Here is a 16,271-nt window from a genome sequence, read left to right as displayed (position 1 = left end):
GTTCAAGCTGCACGTTCAATGTTGACGAAGAAAGCCGCGCTGAATGCGCGGTTTTTTTATCGCCGATGCAAAACGGGCCGCGCTATTTGCCGGCTTCGATTGCATGCGCGGCCTTCATGTCCTCGAGAAACGCTTCGACAATATCCGTTCGATGCTGCCGTGCGCGCGTGACCATATGAAACGCGACGCGATAGCGCATGACGGCCGGATTCAGCGCGGCGAGCAGTCCTTGCTCGACGAACGGCGCCGCGAAATGTCCCGGTAAATAGCCGAGGTGATGCCCTGAAAGCACGAGCATCGCGACCGCTTCCATGTTGTCGGCGACGGCGGTGACGTTGCGCCCGGCCGTCGAACTTTCGGCCTCCGGCAACGGATAGCTGCGCCACGCCCATTCATGCGCGGCGGCCTGCGCGGGCGTGACTTCACCGGCGCGAGCAAACAGCGGATGCCCTTTCGCGCAGTAGGCGAACTGGTCTTCAGCGAACACTTCGGTGTATTCGAGCGACGGCACGCGATGCCAGAAATAGCCGATGCCGATCTGAATCCGTCCATTGAGCAGCAACTCTTCGAGCTCGCCAGGCGAGCGCACGAGAATCGAAAACCGCACCGACTGATCGCGCGAGCGAAAACGCCCAATCGCCTCGCTGATGCGCGCGCTGGCCGATACCGGCGTGTGCCCGATCATGCCGATGTCGAGCGTGCCGACCAGCTTGCGGCCGACGTTGCGCGCCTGCATGCCGAAGCTGTCGACGGCATCGAGCAGCGCGCGAGCGGCGTCGACGAATTGCGCGCCGCGCGCGCTCAGGCGAAAGCCGCTGCGGCCGCGTTCGCATAGCCGGTAGCCGAGGCGCGTTTCGAGCGTGGCCAGTTGCGTGCTGATAGTCGACTGGCCGACGTTGAGCGTGGCTTGCGCCGGCGAGACGCCGCCCGCATCGACGATCGCGAGAAAGACGCGGATGAGCCGCAGGTCGAGGTCGGTGAGTTGGGAGAACATGCGTCAGGATACATCGCTCGGGATCAATGCGAAGGTTTTTGAGCAGCTATTGGACGTTCACCCGAACTGCTCAAGAATGTAAGTTCGCCCGGCTTGAATAGCTTCTGGCCGCTTGCCAGACACCTGTTCCGCGCCGGTTTCGCCGATTCCCGCCCGCCGGGACTTTTCATTGCCGAGCCACGATGAATACTTCCTCCTTCATTTCTCCCGAAGCCGGCGAGCGGCCGCAGCCGCTGTCCGGCAATGCGATGCCGCGCTGCGGCGGAATCGCGACGATGATGCGCCTGCCGAACGTCGGCTCGGCGGCGGGATTCGACGCCTGCTTCGTCGGCGTGCCGTTCGATCTCGGCACGTCCAACCGCACGGGCGCGCGTTTCGGGCCGCGCCAGATCCGCAGCGAATCCGTGCTGCTGCGCCCGTACAACATGGCGACGCGCGCCGCGCCGTTCGATTCGCTGCGAGTCGCCGATCTCGGCGACGTCGCGATCAATCCGTACAACCTGCACGACTCGATCGCGCGGATCGAAACCGCTTACGACGAGATCCTTCAGCACGATTGCAAGCCGATCACGCTCGGCGGCGATCACACGATCGCGTTGCCGATCCTGCGCGCGATCCATCGCAAGCACGGCAAGGTGGGGCTGATTCACGTCGATGCTCACGCCGACGTCAACGACACGATGATGGGCGAGAAAATCGCGCACGGCACGCCGTTTCGCCGCGCGGTGGAAGAGGGCCTGCTCGATTGCGAGCGCGTCGTGCAGATCGGTCTGCGCGGCACCGGTTACGCGGCGGAAGATTTCGACTGGTGCCGCGATCAGGGCTTCGAGGTCGTGCAGGCGGAAGCGTGCTGGAACCAGTCGCTTGCGCCGCTGATGGCGCGTGTGCGCGAGCGCATGGGCGACGGTCCGGTGTACATCACGTTCGACATCGACGGGATCGATCCGGCCTTTGCACCCGGCACCGGCACGCCTGAAATCGCGGGGCTGACGGTGCCGCAGGCGCTCGAAATCATTCGCGGCGCACACGGCTTGAATATCGTCGGTTGCGATCTGGTCGAGGTGGCGCCGCCGTATGATCCGTTCGGCACCACGGCGCTGCTCGGGGCGAACCTCGCGTTCGAGTTGCTGTGCGTGCTGCCGGGCGTCGAATACCGGACTGCCGCGGCTCGGTGAATCCGTTCGCCACGTAGCTCTTGCGGCGCGCCGTCAGCAACGAAAAAGGCCTGCATTTGCGGGCCTTTTCTGCATTTAGAAGTGCAGCGAGCGCTTACGCGTAAGCAGTCTTGCGCGTCGACACGAACGCGAGATAACACACCGCGCCGATCGCCAGCGAGGGCAACGTCGCGCCGAGGTTCGGCAGCCACTGGTTGATCGCCTGATAGGAGGCAATGCCGATCGCCCACGCGATGAACGCGCTCAGATGCCAGCCGCCCGAAAAGCCGTAGCGGCCGCGCACGTCGGCGAGCACGGCGGCTTCGATGCGGCGCTTGCGCACGATGAAGTGATCGACCAGCACCACGCCGAAGAGCGGCGCGAACACCGAGCCGATCAGCAACAGGAAGTTCTGGTATTTCGCCATCGGCACGAGCAGCGCGATCAACGTGCAGAGCGCGCCGAATGCAGCCGAGAGCATCGGCACGCTGCCGCGCGCCCAGAACGTACCGGTCGACACGGCGGCCGAATGAATGTCGGCGAATGCGTTGTCCACTTCGTCGATCAGGATCAGCAAGAGCGCGAGGCCGCCGCCGGCTTGCGCGAGTGCGCTCGTGAGCAGCGCGTCGCCGCCGCCCGCGGCGAGACCGTAGATCGCGCCCAGCGCATAGAACCATATGTTCGCGATGCCGTAGCCGAGCAGCGTGCCGCGGAACGTGTCGCCGGCGCGGCGGCCAAAGCGCGTGTAATCGGCGATCAGCGGCAGCCATGAGAGCGGCATCGCGACCACCAGATCGATGGCGCCACCGAACGGCATTTCGCCCGTGCCGGGGCGGCGCATCATCGCGCTCAAGTCGTGCTGCGCGAGCAGATTCCACGTGAGCCACGCCGCGCCCGCGAGCAGCAGCCAGATGCCCCACGTGCGCAAAAAGCGCCGCACGAACGACAGCGGCCCGCTGATCGCAAGCAGCGTCGCGAGCAAGCCGAACACGACGGTCCAGACGAGCGGCATCGAGAAGCCGAACGCCTGCTTCGCGAGGGCGTCGGCGGAATCGCGCATCACGATCACTTCGAACGCGCCCCAGCCGACCAGTTGCACCGCGTTCAGCACTGCGGGCACCGACGCGCCGCGCACACCGAGCGTCGGACGCAGCGACGACATCGCGGCGAGCCCCGTGTCGGTGCCGATCACGCCTGCGAGCGCGAGGAGCACCACGCCGATCGCGCTGCCGATCACAATCGCCAGGAGCGCGTGCGGCAGCGACAAGCCCGGCACGAGCAGCGCGCCGGCTTGCGCGACCAGCAGGCCGATGCCGAGCGAGAACCAGAGCGCGAAGGCGTCGCCGGTGCGGAATGCGCGGCGCGCGTCGGGCACCGGCGTGAGCGGTGCGTAGGTGGAACCGGCGTCGCCGGTGAGCGGGTCTTGTGCCATTGGGTGTTGTCCGTGAGTGTGTGTCTGTTGCTTTGGTTTGCCTGCGCGTTCGCGCTCGTGTTCGCATTCGGTAGACGACACGCCGCGCTCGCCGACGCGCCGTCACTGTCATAATGCAGGACGTTGCCCGCGCGTTTCTCGTGCAGGCTTTGCGCTTGTCCGGCAGCACGCCGCCTTCCGACCATCGCAGATACCGTCGCGCGAACCGCGTCCGGAAAAGCCGAGATTATCCCCAAAACGTCATGTTCGAAGAAACCCGTGCCAATGTTCCGCTCGCCGAACGCCTGCGGCCTCGCAATATCGACGAAGTGATCGGTCAGAAGCATCTGCTCGGTCCGAACAAGCCGCTGCGGGTCGCATTCGAATCCGGCGAGGCGCATTCGATGATCCTCTGGGGCCCGCCGGGCGTCGGCAAGACCACGCTTGCGCGGCTCATGGCGGACGCGTTCCACGCGCAGTTCATCGCGCTGTCGGCGGTGCTTTCGGGCGTGAAGGACATTCGCGAGGCGGTCGAGACGGCGCAGATTCATCGCGCGAACGGGCATCAGACGCTGGTGTTCGTCGACGAGGTGCATCGCTTTAACAAGAGTCAGCAAGACGCGTTCTTGCCGCATGTCGAGTCGGGGCTGTTCGTGTTTGTCGGCGCGACGACGGAGAATCCCTCGTTCGAGGTGAACAGCGCGTTGCTGTCACGCGCCGCGGTCTATGTGCTCAAGAGTCTCGACGAGGACGAGTTGCGCGAACTGCTCGAGCGGGCGCAGCGCGAACTCGGCGGCCTCACGTTCACCGACGAAGCCCGCGACGCGCTGATCGGTTCCGCCGACGGCGACGGCCGCAAGCTGTTGAACAACCTGGAAATCGTCGCGCGCGCCGCTGCGCAGCAGAAGACGACGGAGATTGACGGCGCGTTGCTCGGCAGCGCGCTCGCCGAAAATTTGCGCCGCTTCGACAAGGGCGGCGATGCGTTTTACGACCAGATCAGCGCGCTGCATAAGTCGGTGCGCGGCAGCAGTCCGGACGGCGCGCTCTACTGGTTCTGCCGGATGCTCGACGGCGGCGCGGACCCGCGTTATCTGGCGCGGCGCATCGTGCGCATGGCGTGGGAGGACATCGGTCTGGCCGACCCGCGCGCCGCGCGCATCGCGCTCGACGCCGCCGAAACCTACGAGCGCCTGGGCACGCCCGAGGGCGAGCTTGCGCTTGCGCAGGCCATCATCTATCTGGCGGTCGCGCCGAAGTCGAATGCGGGCTACAACGCGTATAACGAGGCGCGGCGCTTCGTCAGCAAGGACAAGTCGCGCGGCGTGCCCGTGCATCTGCGCAATGCGCCGACCAAGCTGATGAAGGAACTCGGCTACGGCCACGAGTATCGCTACGCGCACGACGAGCCGGATGCCTATGCGGCCGGAGAGACCTATCTGCCCGAGAACATGCGCGATCCGCACTGGTACACGCCGACGCCGCGCGGTCTGGAAGGCAAGATCGGCGACAAGATGGCGCGTCTTGCCGAACTCGACGCGCAATGGCGCAGCGAGAACAAGCCGAAGAAGGGCTGAGAGTCTCCGGCGCGGCGCGCCGGTGCGCTAAAATCCCACCTTCATACAACGAATACCCGCCCCATCCCATGCTCGACATCCAGTTGCTGCGCAAAGACCTCGACGGCGTCGCGAAACGCCTCGCCGACCGCGGCTATAGCCTCGACGTCGCGGCGTTCACCGCGCTCGAAGCGGAACGCCGCGATACCCAGACCCGCACCGAAGAAATGCAGGCGCGCCGCAACAGCCTGTCCAAGCAGATCGGCGCGATGAAAGGGCGGGGCGAGGACACGTCGGCGGTGATGGCGGAAGTCGGCGGCATCGGCGACGAGATGAAGGCGTCGGCGGCAAAGCTGGACGATATTCAGAAGCGCCTGTCGGATCTTCTGCTCGGCGTGCCGAATCTTCCGCATGAGAGCGTGCCCGTTGGCCGCGACGAGGCGGAGAACGTCGAAGTGCGCCGCTGGGGCACGCCGCGTCAGTTCGATTTCGAAGTGAAGGATCACGTGGATGTGGGCGCGCCGCTCGGCCTCGATTTCGAGACCGGCGCGAAGCTTTCGGGCGCGCGCTTCACGATGCTGCGTGGGCAGATAGCGCGGCTGCATCGCGCGCTTGCGCAGTTCATGATCGACACGCATACGCAGCAGCATGGTTATACGGAGATTTACACGCCGTACATCGTGAATCCGGAGATTCTGTACGGCACCGGCCAATTGCCCAAATTCGCGGACGACATGTTCCGCGTCGAGAAGGGCGGCGGCGAAAACACGGTCACGCAATATCTGATTTCGACGTCGGAAATTTCGCTGACGAACACAGTGCGCGACAGCATCGTCGAAGGTAATGCGCTGCCGATCAAGCTGACTGCGCATTCGCCGTGCTTCCGTTCGGAAGCGGGCTCGTATGGGCGCGATACGCGCGGCATGATCCGTCAGCATCAGTTCGACAAGGTGGAGATGGTGCAGATCGTGGCGCCGGAAACGTCTTATGACGCGCTGGAACAGATGGTCGGCCACGCGGAGACGATTCTGCAGAAGCTCGAGCTGCCGTATCGCGTGATCACGTTGTGCACCGGCGACATGGGCTTCTCGGCCACCAAGACTTACGACCTCGAGGTGTGGCTGCCGGCGCAAAACACCTATCGCGAGATCTCGAGCTGCTCGAACACCGAGTCGTTCCAGGCTCGCCGGATGCAGGCGCGTTATCGGAACGCGCAGGGCAAGCCGGAACTCGTGCATACGTTGAACGGCTCGGGGCTCGCGGTCGGCCGCACGCTCGTGGCGGTGCTGGAGAATTTCCAGAACGCCGACGGCTCGGTGACGGTGCCGGCTGCACTGCGGCCGTACCTGGGCGGCGTGGAGCGGCTGGAAGTGCCGGCCGCTTGAGTCGTGTTGTACGATTCGCGTACGTCCCTCTGAAATTTTTTCGGCGAGGGACTTGGAAATCCAGATTCACTGTTCTATAATCTTTCTCTCCCAAGCAGCGACCCGCTTGGATCTGACAAAACCGCGCCAGCGTCATACGGCAGCGGCTAGTTAGAAAACCCGGAAAGGTGGCAGAGTGGTCGAATGCGCCGGACTCGAAATCCGGTGTACCTTTAGGGGTACCGTGAGTTCGAATCTCACCCTTTCCGCCAGATTTAGAAAACAGGCCCTTCGGGGCCTGTTTTCGTTTGTATTGCCCAAGTGCTAAGCTTCCTCATCGAGCGGGGGTTTTAGCCGGATACTAATATCGGCTAGCGGTCGCCACATTCTCTGCGGCGATCAATTGGTTTTTGGAGGTGCATCTCATGGCCCAGAAAAAACGTATTACAGAGCTGTATGGCGTTCAGTTGGCGCCGCGAGTGATGGTGCGTCCGAAGGCTTCGGTGAGCGTGGCCACAGAAAAGGAAAAATCGGACGTCCTGCGTTCCGCACGCCGGGTAATCTCCGAGCACCGCGAGGTCTTGATAGCGCTAAAGGATCGGTGAGTGCTCGACCTCGACTACGTCATCACCATTCATGATGAAATTCTGGCCGAGCTCGGGGGCTTGGCTGGCTTCGCTGCAGGAGGTCGAGGCGGAGTGGAGGCAGCGCTGCAACGCATCGAGAACCACGCGCACTACAATGGTCTCGACGACGTGTTCGGCATCGCGGCCATGTACGCCGTCGCTATCGCTAAAGGGCATGTATTCAACGACGCGAATAAACGTACGGGGCTTACCTGCTGTTTGACGTATCTGGAGCGTGAAGGCTTTGAGATTCCTCGAACGCCGGACCTCGAAGAAGCCATGGTCGCAATCGCAGAGGACACCATTGACTACGAAATCTTCGCTTCGTATCTAAGCACAGTGTGGAGTCTGTCCCATCCTTCTTCTGAGTACATCGAACGATAGCGCGGCGATCACGTCCGCGCTCTACGCAACAAGCGAGCGAAGAGTTTCTCGGCAATCTTCGAGTGCTCACCAGGCGTTGCCCATTTAATCCCCCACGCTCGCGATACAAACGCCAGCACCCCCCATTCCCCCGACCCCTCCGCGATCCTCTGTACAATTGGCCGTTCGATTGAATATCGACCTACCTTCGAACCCATCGACCGAATTCATGGCCATTACCTACAAGACTCCCGAAGACATCGCCAGGCTGCGTATTTCAGGCCGCCTCGCGGCCGACGTGCTGGCCATGATCGGCGAGCACGTGAAGGCCGGTGTTTCCACCGACGAGCTGGACGCACTGTGCAACGACTACATCGTCAATACGCAAAAGTCGATTCCGGCGAACGTCGGCTATCTGGGTTTTCCGAAGACGGTGTGCACATCGGTCAATCAGGTTGTCTGCCACGGCATTCCGAGCCGCAACGAAGTGCTCAAGGACGGCGACATCATCAACATCGACGTCGCGATCATCAAGGACGGCTACTTCGGCGACACGAGCCGCATGTATTGCGTCGGCGAGCCGAGCACGGTCGCGCGTCAACTGATCGACACGACGTATGAAGCGATGCTCGCGGGCATCCGCGAAGTGAAGCCGGGCGCGACGCTCGGCGACATCGGCCATGCGATTCAGAAGGTCGCGCAGCGCGACGGCTTTTCGATCGTGCGCGACTATTGCGGCCACGGCATCGGCAAGGTCTATCACGAGGACCCGCAGGTTCTGCATTACGGTCAGCCGGGGCAGGGCGTGCGTCTGAAGCCCGGCATGGTCTTCACGATCGAGCCGATGATCAACGCAGGCCGCGCCGGCACCACCGTCTTGCGCGATGGCTGGACCGTGGTCACGAAAGACCGCTCGCTGTCGGCGCAATGGGAACACATGATCGCCGTCACCGACGACGGCTACGAACTCCTCACACCCTGGCCGGACGGCACCGGCAGCTACGAGGCGCCTTAGCCCGAAACGCTTCCATCGCGAGTGGGCCGAGCTCAGAGACACCGGGCGCGGCAAATGCTGAGAACTCGATGCGCGCTTTGCCAGAACCGGCTCACGCGATAAGATCCCCCGGCAAAGAATGATTTGACTCGCGCGCCGGTTCGGTTAAAGCTACGCCTTAAGGCTTCAAGGGGTTTTCGTCTGCATGAGTCCGTCATTGACCGTTCGCCGTATCGCCGCTGATCAGGGCGCTGTTTTTCGCGAACTCCGTACTGCGTCGCTGCGAGAGGCGCCTTATGCCTTCGGCGCGACGCTAGAGGACGCCTTGTCCGCGGACGCCGCGAGCTTTGACGTCATCGCCGCGAAGCACGCGGTTTCTCTTACCGTCAGCACTTTTATTCTCTATACCGAGGGTCATCCGGCGGGACTCATCGAGGCGCATTTCGAAGAGACTCCCGAGCGCCGCGCATTCGTTTGCGAGTTGTGGGTGGCGCCGGCGGTTCGTCATCTGCGTGGCGGAGAGTTGCTGGTCGACACCGCTAGCGGCTGGCTCGCCAACGAAGGCGCCGCCGAAATTTACGCATGGGTCGCCGACTCGAATCGCACCGCCATGCGCTTTTACGAAGCGCTCGGTTTCGGACCGACCGGCGAACATCGGCGCGTCACGCGCGCGCCGGAACAGGTCGAAAGCCTGCTGGTTCGCCACGTGCCGTCCACGTCACCCGCAGTTGACTCGTGATCCGCCGAGCGGCGCAGCAGTTTGCCGCCCGTTCCGGATCTCTTGCGCGCTTCTGTTGTGCGTTTCCGTTGCGCGCTTCTGTTGCTTCCGTGCTCGCATCCGCAGCCGTATCCCCACAGATGTCCTGCCTCGCCCGTTCTTGCGCGGCGCGGCGTGATCGTTCCTGCTCGCGCAACATGCACAACACGCGCATATCGCCGCGCGCGCGGGCAAAAAATCTCGCCGCACGCGTGGACGCCTGTAAAATACGCAAAATTTTTTGCCGAACGCTATGTCGCCCAAGAAATCGCCCTTTTTCGAACTTCGCAGCGGTTCCGTCGACACGCTCCTCTTTGTGGTCAAGACAACCGACCTCGATGCCATGCGTGCCGAGCTGACCCGGCGCTTCGAGGCGACCCCCGAATTTTTCGCTAACGACGTCGTCGCGATCGACGTGCGCCGTCTCGCGGAAAACGAGCGCGTGCCGCTCGCCGAGATCGCGCAACTGCTCGACAGCGTGCGCATGCGTCCGGTCGGTGTGGTCGCTGACACGCAGCAGTCGTGGGCGACGGAATCGGCGTTGCCGCTTCTCGAAGCGCGTGACCGCCGCGGCGCGGCCGCGAAACCGGCTGACGAAGAATCGGCGAGCACGTCCACGGCGGATTCGGGCGAAGCCGCTAACGGCGCAGCAAGCACGGTAAACGCAGCAAGCGCAGCAAGCACGGCAGCCACGAACGCAGCATCGGGCGCGACGGCAAGCGCATCGCTCGAACCTGCGCCCGCCGCCGAGCCGGTGCGTCTTGCCACGTCTTCGCAAACGATGGTGGTCGAAAAGCCGCTGCGTTCCGGCCAGCGCATCTACGCAAAGGGCGATCTCGTCGTGCTCGGGCTGGTCAGCTACGGCGCGGAAGTCATCGCGGAAGGCAATATCCATATCTATGCGCCGTTGCGCGGCCGCGCGCTCGCCGGCGTGCAGGGCAACCACGACGCGCGCATTTTCTGTACGTGTCTCGAACCGGAACTGATCTCGATCGCGGGCATCTATCGAACGACCGAGAACCCGCTGCCGGCCGATGTACTCGGCAAACCGGTGCAGATCTGGCTCGAAGAAGAAAAGTTGATGATCGAACCATTGCGGCTCACTTGAACGCGGAAAGCACGCTGTGAATCGCGCCGTCCTGGAGCTTTGCGGCGCGCGGCGTTCTGCTCGAAATATGGCCGCACATAATTGACGAATTTGACGAACACAAGGTAAGGGTAATGGCAAAAATCATTGTGGTGACATCGGGCAAGGGTGGCGTGGGCAAGACGACCACGAGCGCGAGTTTTGCATCGGCCCTCGCGTTGCGGGGCAGCAAGACCGCCGTGATCGACTTCGACGTCGGCCTGCGCAATCTCGATCTCATCATGGGCTGCGAGCGCCGCGTCGTGTACGACCTGATCAACGTGATTCAGGGCGAAGCGAATCTGAACCAGGCGCTGATCAAGGACAAGAAGTGCGAGAACCTGTTCATCCTGCCGGCTTCGCAGACGCGTGACAAAGACGCGCTGACCATGGAAGGCGTCGAGAAGGTCATCAACGATCTGATCGCGATGGACTTCGAGTTCATCGTGTGCGACTCGCCGGCCGGTATCGAATCGGGCGCGCTGCTCGCGATGCATTTCGCCGACGAAGCGCTGATCGTGACGAACCCGGAAGTGTCGTCGGTGCGCGACTCGGACCGCATCCTCGGCATTCTGTCGTCGAAGACCAAGCGGGCAATTGAAGGCAAGGAGCCGATCAAGGAGCATCTCCTCATCACGCGCTACAACCCGAAGCGTGTGAGCGAAGGCGAGATGCTGTCGTTGACGGACATCCAGGAAATCTTGCGTATTGACCTGATCGGCGTGATTCCGGAATCGGAAGCGGTGCTGCACGCGTCGAACCAGGGCCTGCCGGCCGTGCACCTCGACGGCACCGACGTGGCGGAAGCCTACAAAGACGTCGTATCGCGTTTTCTCGGCGAGCAGAAATCGCTTCGCTTTACCGATTACCAGAAGCCCGGGCTGCTGCAGCGCCTCTTCGGCACCAAGTAAGGGGAGCGCACGTTATGTCGATTCTTTCGTTTTTGCTGGGCGAGAAGAAGAAATCCGCGTCGGTAGCGAAGGAACGCCTGCAGTTGATCATCGCGCACGAGCGCGCCGGCGGTCATGCTCCCGCCGATTATCTGCCTGCGTTGCAACGCGAACTGGTGGCCGTGATTTCGAAGTACGTGAGGATCTCGGATGACGACATCCGCGTGAGCCTCGAGCGTCAGGACGACCTCGAGGTGCTCGAGGTCAAGATCGAGATCCCGCAGACCTGACGGGCTCGCAGGAACTGGCGCGCGGCTCGCGCGCCATCCGGCCGATATTCACAAGGCAGAGCGGCGCCGGTCGATGCGGCGTCTGCTGATCCATCTGATCGACCTGATCGACTGACCCCAGCCGATCAGTTGTACGTGAAGTTGACCGTTGCGGTTGTCGTCACCGAGCCGGCCGTCAAAGTACCGAGCCGGTAGAACTGCGCGACGAACGGAACGGTCATCGTATTGGTGTTGTCGACCGTGCCGAGCGAACTCGTACTGTTGAGCGTGACGGGCGTGCCCGTCGTCGCGCCCACAGTGGCCGCCTTCAGAATCTGCACGCCCACCTGCGTGGCAGTACCGGTGTTCTGCAACACGCTCGCAACCGTATCTATCGTTCCCGCCACCGACATCGTCACCGCCGTGCCCGGCGAGCAATTCAGCAGGTTCAGACTGAATGCGGTCGGGTTGCCGGTGCTTCCGATCGCCGGAAAATTCATGATCGGCGCGCTGCCCAGACTGATGGTCTGATTGGCCGTCGAGCTATCCACGGTGCAGGACGGCTGCGTGATCAGACCGGTGAAGTTCAGGTTCGCGTCCGCCGCGAGGGCGGACCCGGCGGACCCCGCGCCCATCGCGGCGATCACGGCGGAAGCGGCCAGGAGCATCAAAATCTTTCGCATGGTCGGGTTGTTCAATTTGAGGGTGGAAGGGGCCGCTGCGTCGTTTGGCAAATGCGGCCCTGCGGGGCGTCGAGTCGCTGCAAAACGTGCAATGAGCCGGACCGTTGCATAGGTCCGGTTCGTTGCGTCGGCGTTGCCGCGCCTGTCTGCCTGCGGAATCACTGATATTGCATGGTCACGGTCATTGACGTATTGGCCGGACCAGGCGTAACCGTGGCGCTCGTCTGGTAGTAACGTGCGGCCAGCGGAATCGTATAGCTGCCGCTCGTGCTCGAGCTATAGCCGCTGAACGTCTGCAGACTGCTGAGCGGGAACGCGGCCGAGCCGGCGCTGTTGAGCAGTTGCACGCCGACGCCTGTGGCCGACGAAGTGCTGTCGAGCGCCACCACCGACTGCGAACTGTTCAGCACGGTCGTCGTCGGATCGATCCGGTATTTGATCGAATTCATGCCGGCGGGGCAGTTGTTCAGACTGATGCTGAAGTTGGCGGTAGTGGTCGTTCGGCCGATCGCAGTGAAGCCTGTCGTAGGAAACGTGCCGAGCGGTATGGAGACGTCCGGGGTGGTGCACGAGGCGTTCACCACGTTAAGCGTCGGGAATACGGTTGTGTCAGACTGCGAGTAAAACCACGTCGCATTATTCGGAGGCGTCGTCGTGTAGGAAATCGTACCCGGTGTCAGTTGTCCGACCGATTGCCCCGCGAGCGTTCCGCCGCTGATCGGGCCAGTCTTAACGAACGCAGCGTAGATCATGCCTCGCGGCGTTGTATTGCCGTTGTAGCCATAGCCCGGAGTTGCTGTCGCCAAAGGCCCATTGTTGAATATATTGGACCCCTCCATGTCCTGCCAACCGACCGCAATGCCAATGCCCGGATAGTTGGTTGCGTACACCGGAAATGTAAAACCGGAGTACGACACCGTATAGCCGGTGTTGGACGACATCAGCAATGACGCCGTAATCACGGCACCGGCCTGGGGCTTGGTCGAACTGCACGAGAAGCTTTGCCACGGCGTGGATACCCACTGCGAGATGACGGCGCCGACCACGGCATCCCTGGGTGCGGTCAGGGTAGACGGAAACGGCAACGTGACGGTCTGCCCGCCATTCGTGCAACTATCGGCGTGGGCGAGCGGGCTTACTGCGCCGCACAGAAGTCCCATCAGACACGACATCGTCAGATGCAAGCGTCTGGATCGGGAAAGGAATCTCTTAAAAGCGTTCATACAATACCTTGTCTATGGTCGCTCAATGGCAAGCCGCGTCGGTCGCGATGACACTGTCATCGCTCCGAGCGGGCTTTCGCCAGGCCGTCGATTGTTCGCGTTCGTTCAATTGCAGCTCGCGTCCGAGAACACCGTTGCCGCCGGCTTGTCTTTCTGCGCGACGGGCAGTCCGTAGCTGATCTTGCACGACTGCCCAACGCCCTGGCCCCACTTGACGAGCAACTCGCCTGTCACTGCCTTGGTGTAGAACATCGCGCGGCTACCCTGCGTGACCATGCCGACGTTGTTGCCCTTGTCGTCGAGCACGTCGGCGCCGAACGGCACCGGATCGCCATTCGGGCGGCTCAGGCGCAGCAACGTCGCCTGGCCGCGATTCTCGGTGTCGAACTTCACGCGCACGACGGCACCCGCTGTCGGCGCGAAGTGCTGTTCGGTGCTCTTCAGATCGACGCCCATCGGCAGGCCCTTGGTGTCGATCTCGACCGTGTTCAGCGAGTACGGCTGCATGCCGGCCACGACAGCGAGTCCGTTGTCATCGACACGTACGCCTGGCGCGGTGGCGACGCGCGCGCCCACGGCGTCCTTCGCTTCGATGACCGCGAGTGTGTCGCCCGTCTGCGGCGAGAGCACCACGCCGCCCGGATAGGCGACGATCGTGCCGGAGAGTCCTGCGCCGGCCTGGGTGTAGCCGCCTGAATAGCCGGCGTTGCCGCGCACCTGCGTGTACCGGCTCAGATAGCCCGCATTCGCGTTGATGCTGCCGCCGTTGCCGCTCGCCGAGTCGTAGCCCGTCGAGACGCCATAATTGAACTCGTTGTCGACGCCGGCTGCGCCCGTGAACGCTTCCTGAATCTGATTGCTGTTGTCGCGCGAGTCGTGGGCGAAGCTCGTCGTCGTGTTGGCGACTTTCGAACCGATGTCGAGCGGAATGTTGAGGTTCAGCATCACGCGGTTGTTCCAGCGCGTGGTGTTGATGTCGAGTTCCCGCGACGCCGACACGCCCACGCCCACCCGCCCGACGTTCGTGTTGTAGCCAACCTGGAACGACGTATCGCGATTCGGCTTGTTCCAGTAGTTCTGCGTGAAGCCGGAAGCGTAGATGGAGCCCCAGGACTTCAGGTTCTGGTTCAGCGTGAGCTGAAGCCGTCCTTTCTGGATGCCGCCGTTCGTATTGGGGATGCCGCGCAGCGCCAGGTCGCGCAGATTCATCGCGTCCTGCACGCTCAGGAAGCCGCTGGTCGAGTAGCGATAAGCGGCGAGCGTGACGCTCGTGTCCGTAGGCGCGATGACGCGCGAATACGAAATCCGCAAACTTTGTCCGTTGCGGCCCGGAATGTTCCTGAAGTTCGAGTTGGCCTGCGTCAGGTCGGCCGCGAACGCGCCGATCGGCGTATCCAGTGCCGCACCAATCGCGCCGGAGACGTAATTCTCCGCGACGATCGTCCCGCCATACAACGTGACGAAATTGTTCAGGCCATGCTGCACACCGGCCTCGAACACAACCGGATGGTTCCGCAGACTCGTGTTGCGGTACTGTCCGAGCGCCGTGCTATAGCGCCAGCGACCCTCGCGCAGCGCGTTCACTGGCGCCGCATACGGAACTGCCGACGCATGCTGGCTGCCATCGGCTTCCGTCACGACGACCTGGAGGTCGCCGCCATAGCCAGTGGGATAAAGATCGTTGATCTCGAACGGCCCCGGCGCGACCGTGGTCGTGTAGATGATGTTGCCGTTCTGCTTGACCTCGACCTTCGCATTGCTGTTCGCGATGCCGCGCACAGTCGGCGCATAGCCGCGCTGCGACTCGGGATACATGCGGTCGTCGGTGGTGAGCTGGACGCCGCGCACACCGAAGCTGTCGAAGATCGTACCGTCGGTGTACGAATCGCCGATCGTCAACTGGCTCTTGATGGGTTCGAACGAGCGTTGCAGGTACGTCTGCATGCTTTGCAGATGCGTGCCCGACATGTTGCCGCTCGTGACGTTGCCGTTATAGCGGAAGCGCCACGCGCCGACGTTCACGCCCGCGTTGATGCCGAGATAGCCCTGCGTGGTCGACAGGCCGCTGCCGTTCGTGTGATACAGGTTGGCGTTGTACTGAAGCGTCGCGGCCGGCACGCCGTCGTCCCAGAACTTGGGGTCGACCCAGCCGCGTGCGTTGCGGCTCATCATGGCCTGCGGAATGGTCACGTCGAGGCGCTGCTCGCCCGCGTCGAAACTCGCCGTCGCTTGCGGGATGAGGTCCGGCAGCAGCGCCGCGGCGCCTTGATTCGCTGCGCTGTCGAGCTTGGCGCGTGCAGCGTCGGTGAGACGCGTGAGGTCCACGCCCGCGCGCGTAAGCAGGTCGCGGTCGAACGTCGGCTGGACGTTGCGCTTCTGGCCGTTCAGTTCACGCAGGTTAACATCCGCTACGCCAATCCAGACGCCGTTCACATAGAGCGCCGCCCGGTAGTGTCCCGGCAAGGCGACGTTGCCCTGGTCGAACCGCGAAATATCGACGTTGGCCGCGCCGCTGCCGGTCAGGAACTGCGAGTTGAACTCGACGGTCTGGGGCGCGGCGGCGGAAGTGGAAGCGGTGATCTCGCTGGGCGGGAGCCGCGAGGCCATCGCCGGATGCGCGGTGTTGACGGCCTGGCTATCGGGCGAAGCGGGGTGACGGCCCGCCTGCATGTCCGACGATGCCCCGGCTTGCGCCACGTCGACGGCGCGTGGGGCGGCATCCGCGGAGTCCGGCGCGGGAGTCATCGTTGGGTCGGGCAGCGATTGCGGCGTGCGCCCGGCTTCCGCGGGAAGCAGGGACGCCATCGACGGAGGGGTCTTTCCGATTGACAGGCCATCGGCATGCGCGCGTGCGGCGGTGA

15 protein-coding genes and 1 tRNA gene are annotated in these 16,271 nt (G+C 63.1%); 11 read left to right on the top strand and 5 right to left on the bottom strand.

The features are described from left to right. Window positions 1-82: 82 nt before the first annotated feature. Entirely contained in the window at window positions 83-994 is a 912-nt protein-coding gene (locus tag P0D87_RS16590; RefSeq protein ID WP_053857691.1) for a LysR family transcriptional regulator, read from the bottom strand. Between the two features lie 182 nt (window positions 995-1,176). Between P0D87_RS16590 and speB the strand changes: the two genes are divergently transcribed. Beyond that, complete coding sequence (speB, locus tag P0D87_RS16585; RefSeq protein WP_029971887.1) at window positions 1,177-2,169, top strand: agmatinase; 993 nt, start codon at window positions 1,177-1,179, stop codon at window positions 2,167-2,169. Window positions 2,170-2,263: 94 nt separating this feature from the next. On the opposite strand, the gene cytX is transcribed toward speB, so the two are convergent. Further along, entirely contained in the window at window positions 2,264-3,580 is a 1,317-nt protein-coding gene (gene cytX / locus P0D87_RS16580) for a putative hydroxymethylpyrimidine transporter CytX (RefSeq protein WP_006048496.1), read from the bottom strand. Window positions 3,581-3,822: 242 nt separating this feature from the next. On the opposite strand from cytX, the gene P0D87_RS16575 reads away from it, so the two are divergent. The 10 genes from P0D87_RS16575 (at window position 3,823) to minE (ending at window position 11,525) form a co-directional block, all read left to right on the top strand. After that, window positions 3,823-5,136, top strand: coding sequence for a replication-associated recombination protein A (locus P0D87_RS16575; protein WP_029971889.1), 1,314 nt, complete (start codon window positions 3,823-3,825; stop codon window positions 5,134-5,136). 68 nt (window positions 5,137-5,204) lie between these two features. Next, a complete protein-coding gene (gene serS / locus P0D87_RS16570) occupies window positions 5,205-6,500 on the top strand; it encodes a serine--tRNA ligase (RefSeq protein WP_029971890.1) in 1,296 nt (431 codons plus the stop codon). A 161-nt stretch (window positions 6,501-6,661) separates the two neighbouring features. Next, window positions 6,662-6,751 (top strand) — tRNA-Ser (locus tag P0D87_RS16565). A gap of 153 nt (window positions 6,752-6,904) precedes the next feature. Then, a complete protein-coding gene (locus P0D87_RS16560; RefSeq protein ID WP_053857692.1) occupies window positions 6,905-7,084 on the top strand; it encodes a hypothetical protein in 180 nt (59 codons plus the stop codon). Then, window positions 7,085-7,489, top strand: coding sequence for a type II toxin-antitoxin system death-on-curing family toxin (locus tag P0D87_RS16555; RefSeq protein WP_053857693.1), 405 nt, complete (start codon window positions 7,085-7,087; stop codon window positions 7,487-7,489). A 208-nt stretch (window positions 7,490-7,697) separates the two neighbouring features. Continuing rightward, a complete protein-coding gene (gene map, locus P0D87_RS16550; protein ID WP_029971892.1) occupies window positions 7,698-8,483 on the top strand; it encodes a type I methionyl aminopeptidase in 786 nt (261 codons plus the stop codon). Window positions 8,484-8,667: 184 nt separating this feature from the next. Continuing rightward, on the top strand, window positions 8,668-9,201 hold the full coding sequence (locus P0D87_RS16545; RefSeq protein WP_006048492.1) for a GNAT family N-acetyltransferase: 534 nt from the start codon (window positions 8,668-8,670) through the stop codon (window positions 9,199-9,201). 271 nt (window positions 9,202-9,472) lie between these two features. Beyond that, window positions 9,473-10,327, top strand: coding sequence for a septum site-determining protein MinC (minC, locus tag P0D87_RS16540; protein ID WP_006048491.1), 855 nt, complete (start codon window positions 9,473-9,475; stop codon window positions 10,325-10,327). A 113-nt stretch (window positions 10,328-10,440) separates the two neighbouring features. Then, window positions 10,441-11,256, top strand: coding sequence for a septum site-determining protein MinD (gene minD, locus P0D87_RS16535; protein ID WP_006048490.1), 816 nt, complete (start codon window positions 10,441-10,443; stop codon window positions 11,254-11,256). 14 nt (window positions 11,257-11,270) lie between these two features. Further along, complete coding sequence (gene minE / locus P0D87_RS16530) at window positions 11,271-11,525, top strand: cell division topological specificity factor MinE (protein ID WP_006048489.1); 255 nt, start codon at window positions 11,271-11,273, stop codon at window positions 11,523-11,525. A gap of 125 nt (window positions 11,526-11,650) precedes the next feature. On the opposite strand, the gene P0D87_RS16525 is transcribed toward minE, so the two are convergent. The 3 genes from P0D87_RS16525 to P0D87_RS16515 form a co-directional block, all read right to left on the bottom strand. After that, the gene (locus P0D87_RS16525; RefSeq protein ID WP_216649247.1) at window positions 11,651-12,187 is read right to left on the bottom strand and encodes a fimbrial protein; all 537 of its coding nucleotides are present in this window, start codon (window positions 12,185-12,187) and stop codon (window positions 11,651-11,653) included. A 158-nt stretch (window positions 12,188-12,345) separates the two neighbouring features. Then, window positions 12,346-13,371 (bottom strand): fimbrial protein, encoded by a 1,026-nt coding sequence (locus P0D87_RS16520; RefSeq protein WP_216649246.1) that lies wholly within the window; start codon window positions 13,369-13,371, stop codon window positions 12,346-12,348. A 144-nt stretch (window positions 13,372-13,515) separates the two neighbouring features. Continuing rightward, entirely contained in the window at window positions 13,516-16,215 is a 2,700-nt protein-coding gene (locus tag P0D87_RS16515) for a fimbria/pilus outer membrane usher protein (protein WP_321175783.1), read from the bottom strand. Between the last annotated feature and the right edge of the window lie 56 nt (window positions 16,216-16,271).

It is taken from the genome of Paraburkholderia sp. RL17-368-BIF-A, assembly GCF_046054045.1.
Taxonomy (GTDB): domain Bacteria; phylum Pseudomonadota; class Gammaproteobacteria; order Burkholderiales; family Burkholderiaceae; genus Paraburkholderia; species Paraburkholderia graminis.
This window is presented reverse-complemented; position numbering and strand designations above follow the sequence as displayed.

Excerpts from the sequence above, each read along its gene's own strand:
- speB (WP_029971887.1), top strand. The coding sequence starts at position 1,177 with ATGAATACTTCCTCCTTCATTTCTCCCGAAGCCGGCGAGCGGCCGCAG.
- P0D87_RS16525 (WP_216649247.1), bottom strand. The coding sequence starts at position 12,187 with ATGCGAAAGATTTTGATGCTCCTGGCCGCTTCCGCCGTGATCGCCGCG.
- serS (WP_029971890.1), top strand. The coding sequence starts at position 5,205 with ATGCTCGACATCCAGTTGCTGCGCAAAGACCTCGACGGCGTCGCGAAA.
- map (WP_029971892.1), top strand. The coding sequence starts at position 7,698 with ATGGCCATTACCTACAAGACTCCCGAAGACATCGCCAGGCTGCGTATT.
- P0D87_RS16515 (WP_321175783.1), bottom strand. The coding sequence starts at position 16,215 with ATGGCGTCCCTGCTTCCCGCGGAAGCCGGGCGCACGCCGCAATCGCTG.
- minE (WP_006048489.1), top strand. The coding sequence starts at position 11,271 with ATGTCGATTCTTTCGTTTTTGCTGGGCGAGAAGAAGAAATCCGCGTCG.
- cytX (WP_006048496.1), bottom strand. The coding sequence starts at position 3,580 with ATGGCACAAGACCCGCTCACCGGCGACGCCGGTTCCACCTACGCACCG.
- P0D87_RS16590 (WP_053857691.1), bottom strand. The coding sequence starts at position 994 with ATGTTCTCCCAACTCACCGACCTCGACCTGCGGCTCATCCGCGTCTTT.
- P0D87_RS16560 (WP_053857692.1), top strand. The coding sequence starts at position 6,905 with ATGGCCCAGAAAAAACGTATTACAGAGCTGTATGGCGTTCAGTTGGCG.
- P0D87_RS16545 (WP_006048492.1), top strand. The coding sequence starts at position 8,668 with ATGAGTCCGTCATTGACCGTTCGCCGTATCGCCGCTGATCAGGGCGCT.
- P0D87_RS16575 (WP_029971889.1), top strand. The coding sequence starts at position 3,823 with ATGTTCGAAGAAACCCGTGCCAATGTTCCGCTCGCCGAACGCCTGCGG.
- minD (WP_006048490.1), top strand. The coding sequence starts at position 10,441 with ATGGCAAAAATCATTGTGGTGACATCGGGCAAGGGTGGCGTGGGCAAG.
- minC (WP_006048491.1), top strand. The coding sequence starts at position 9,473 with ATGTCGCCCAAGAAATCGCCCTTTTTCGAACTTCGCAGCGGTTCCGTC.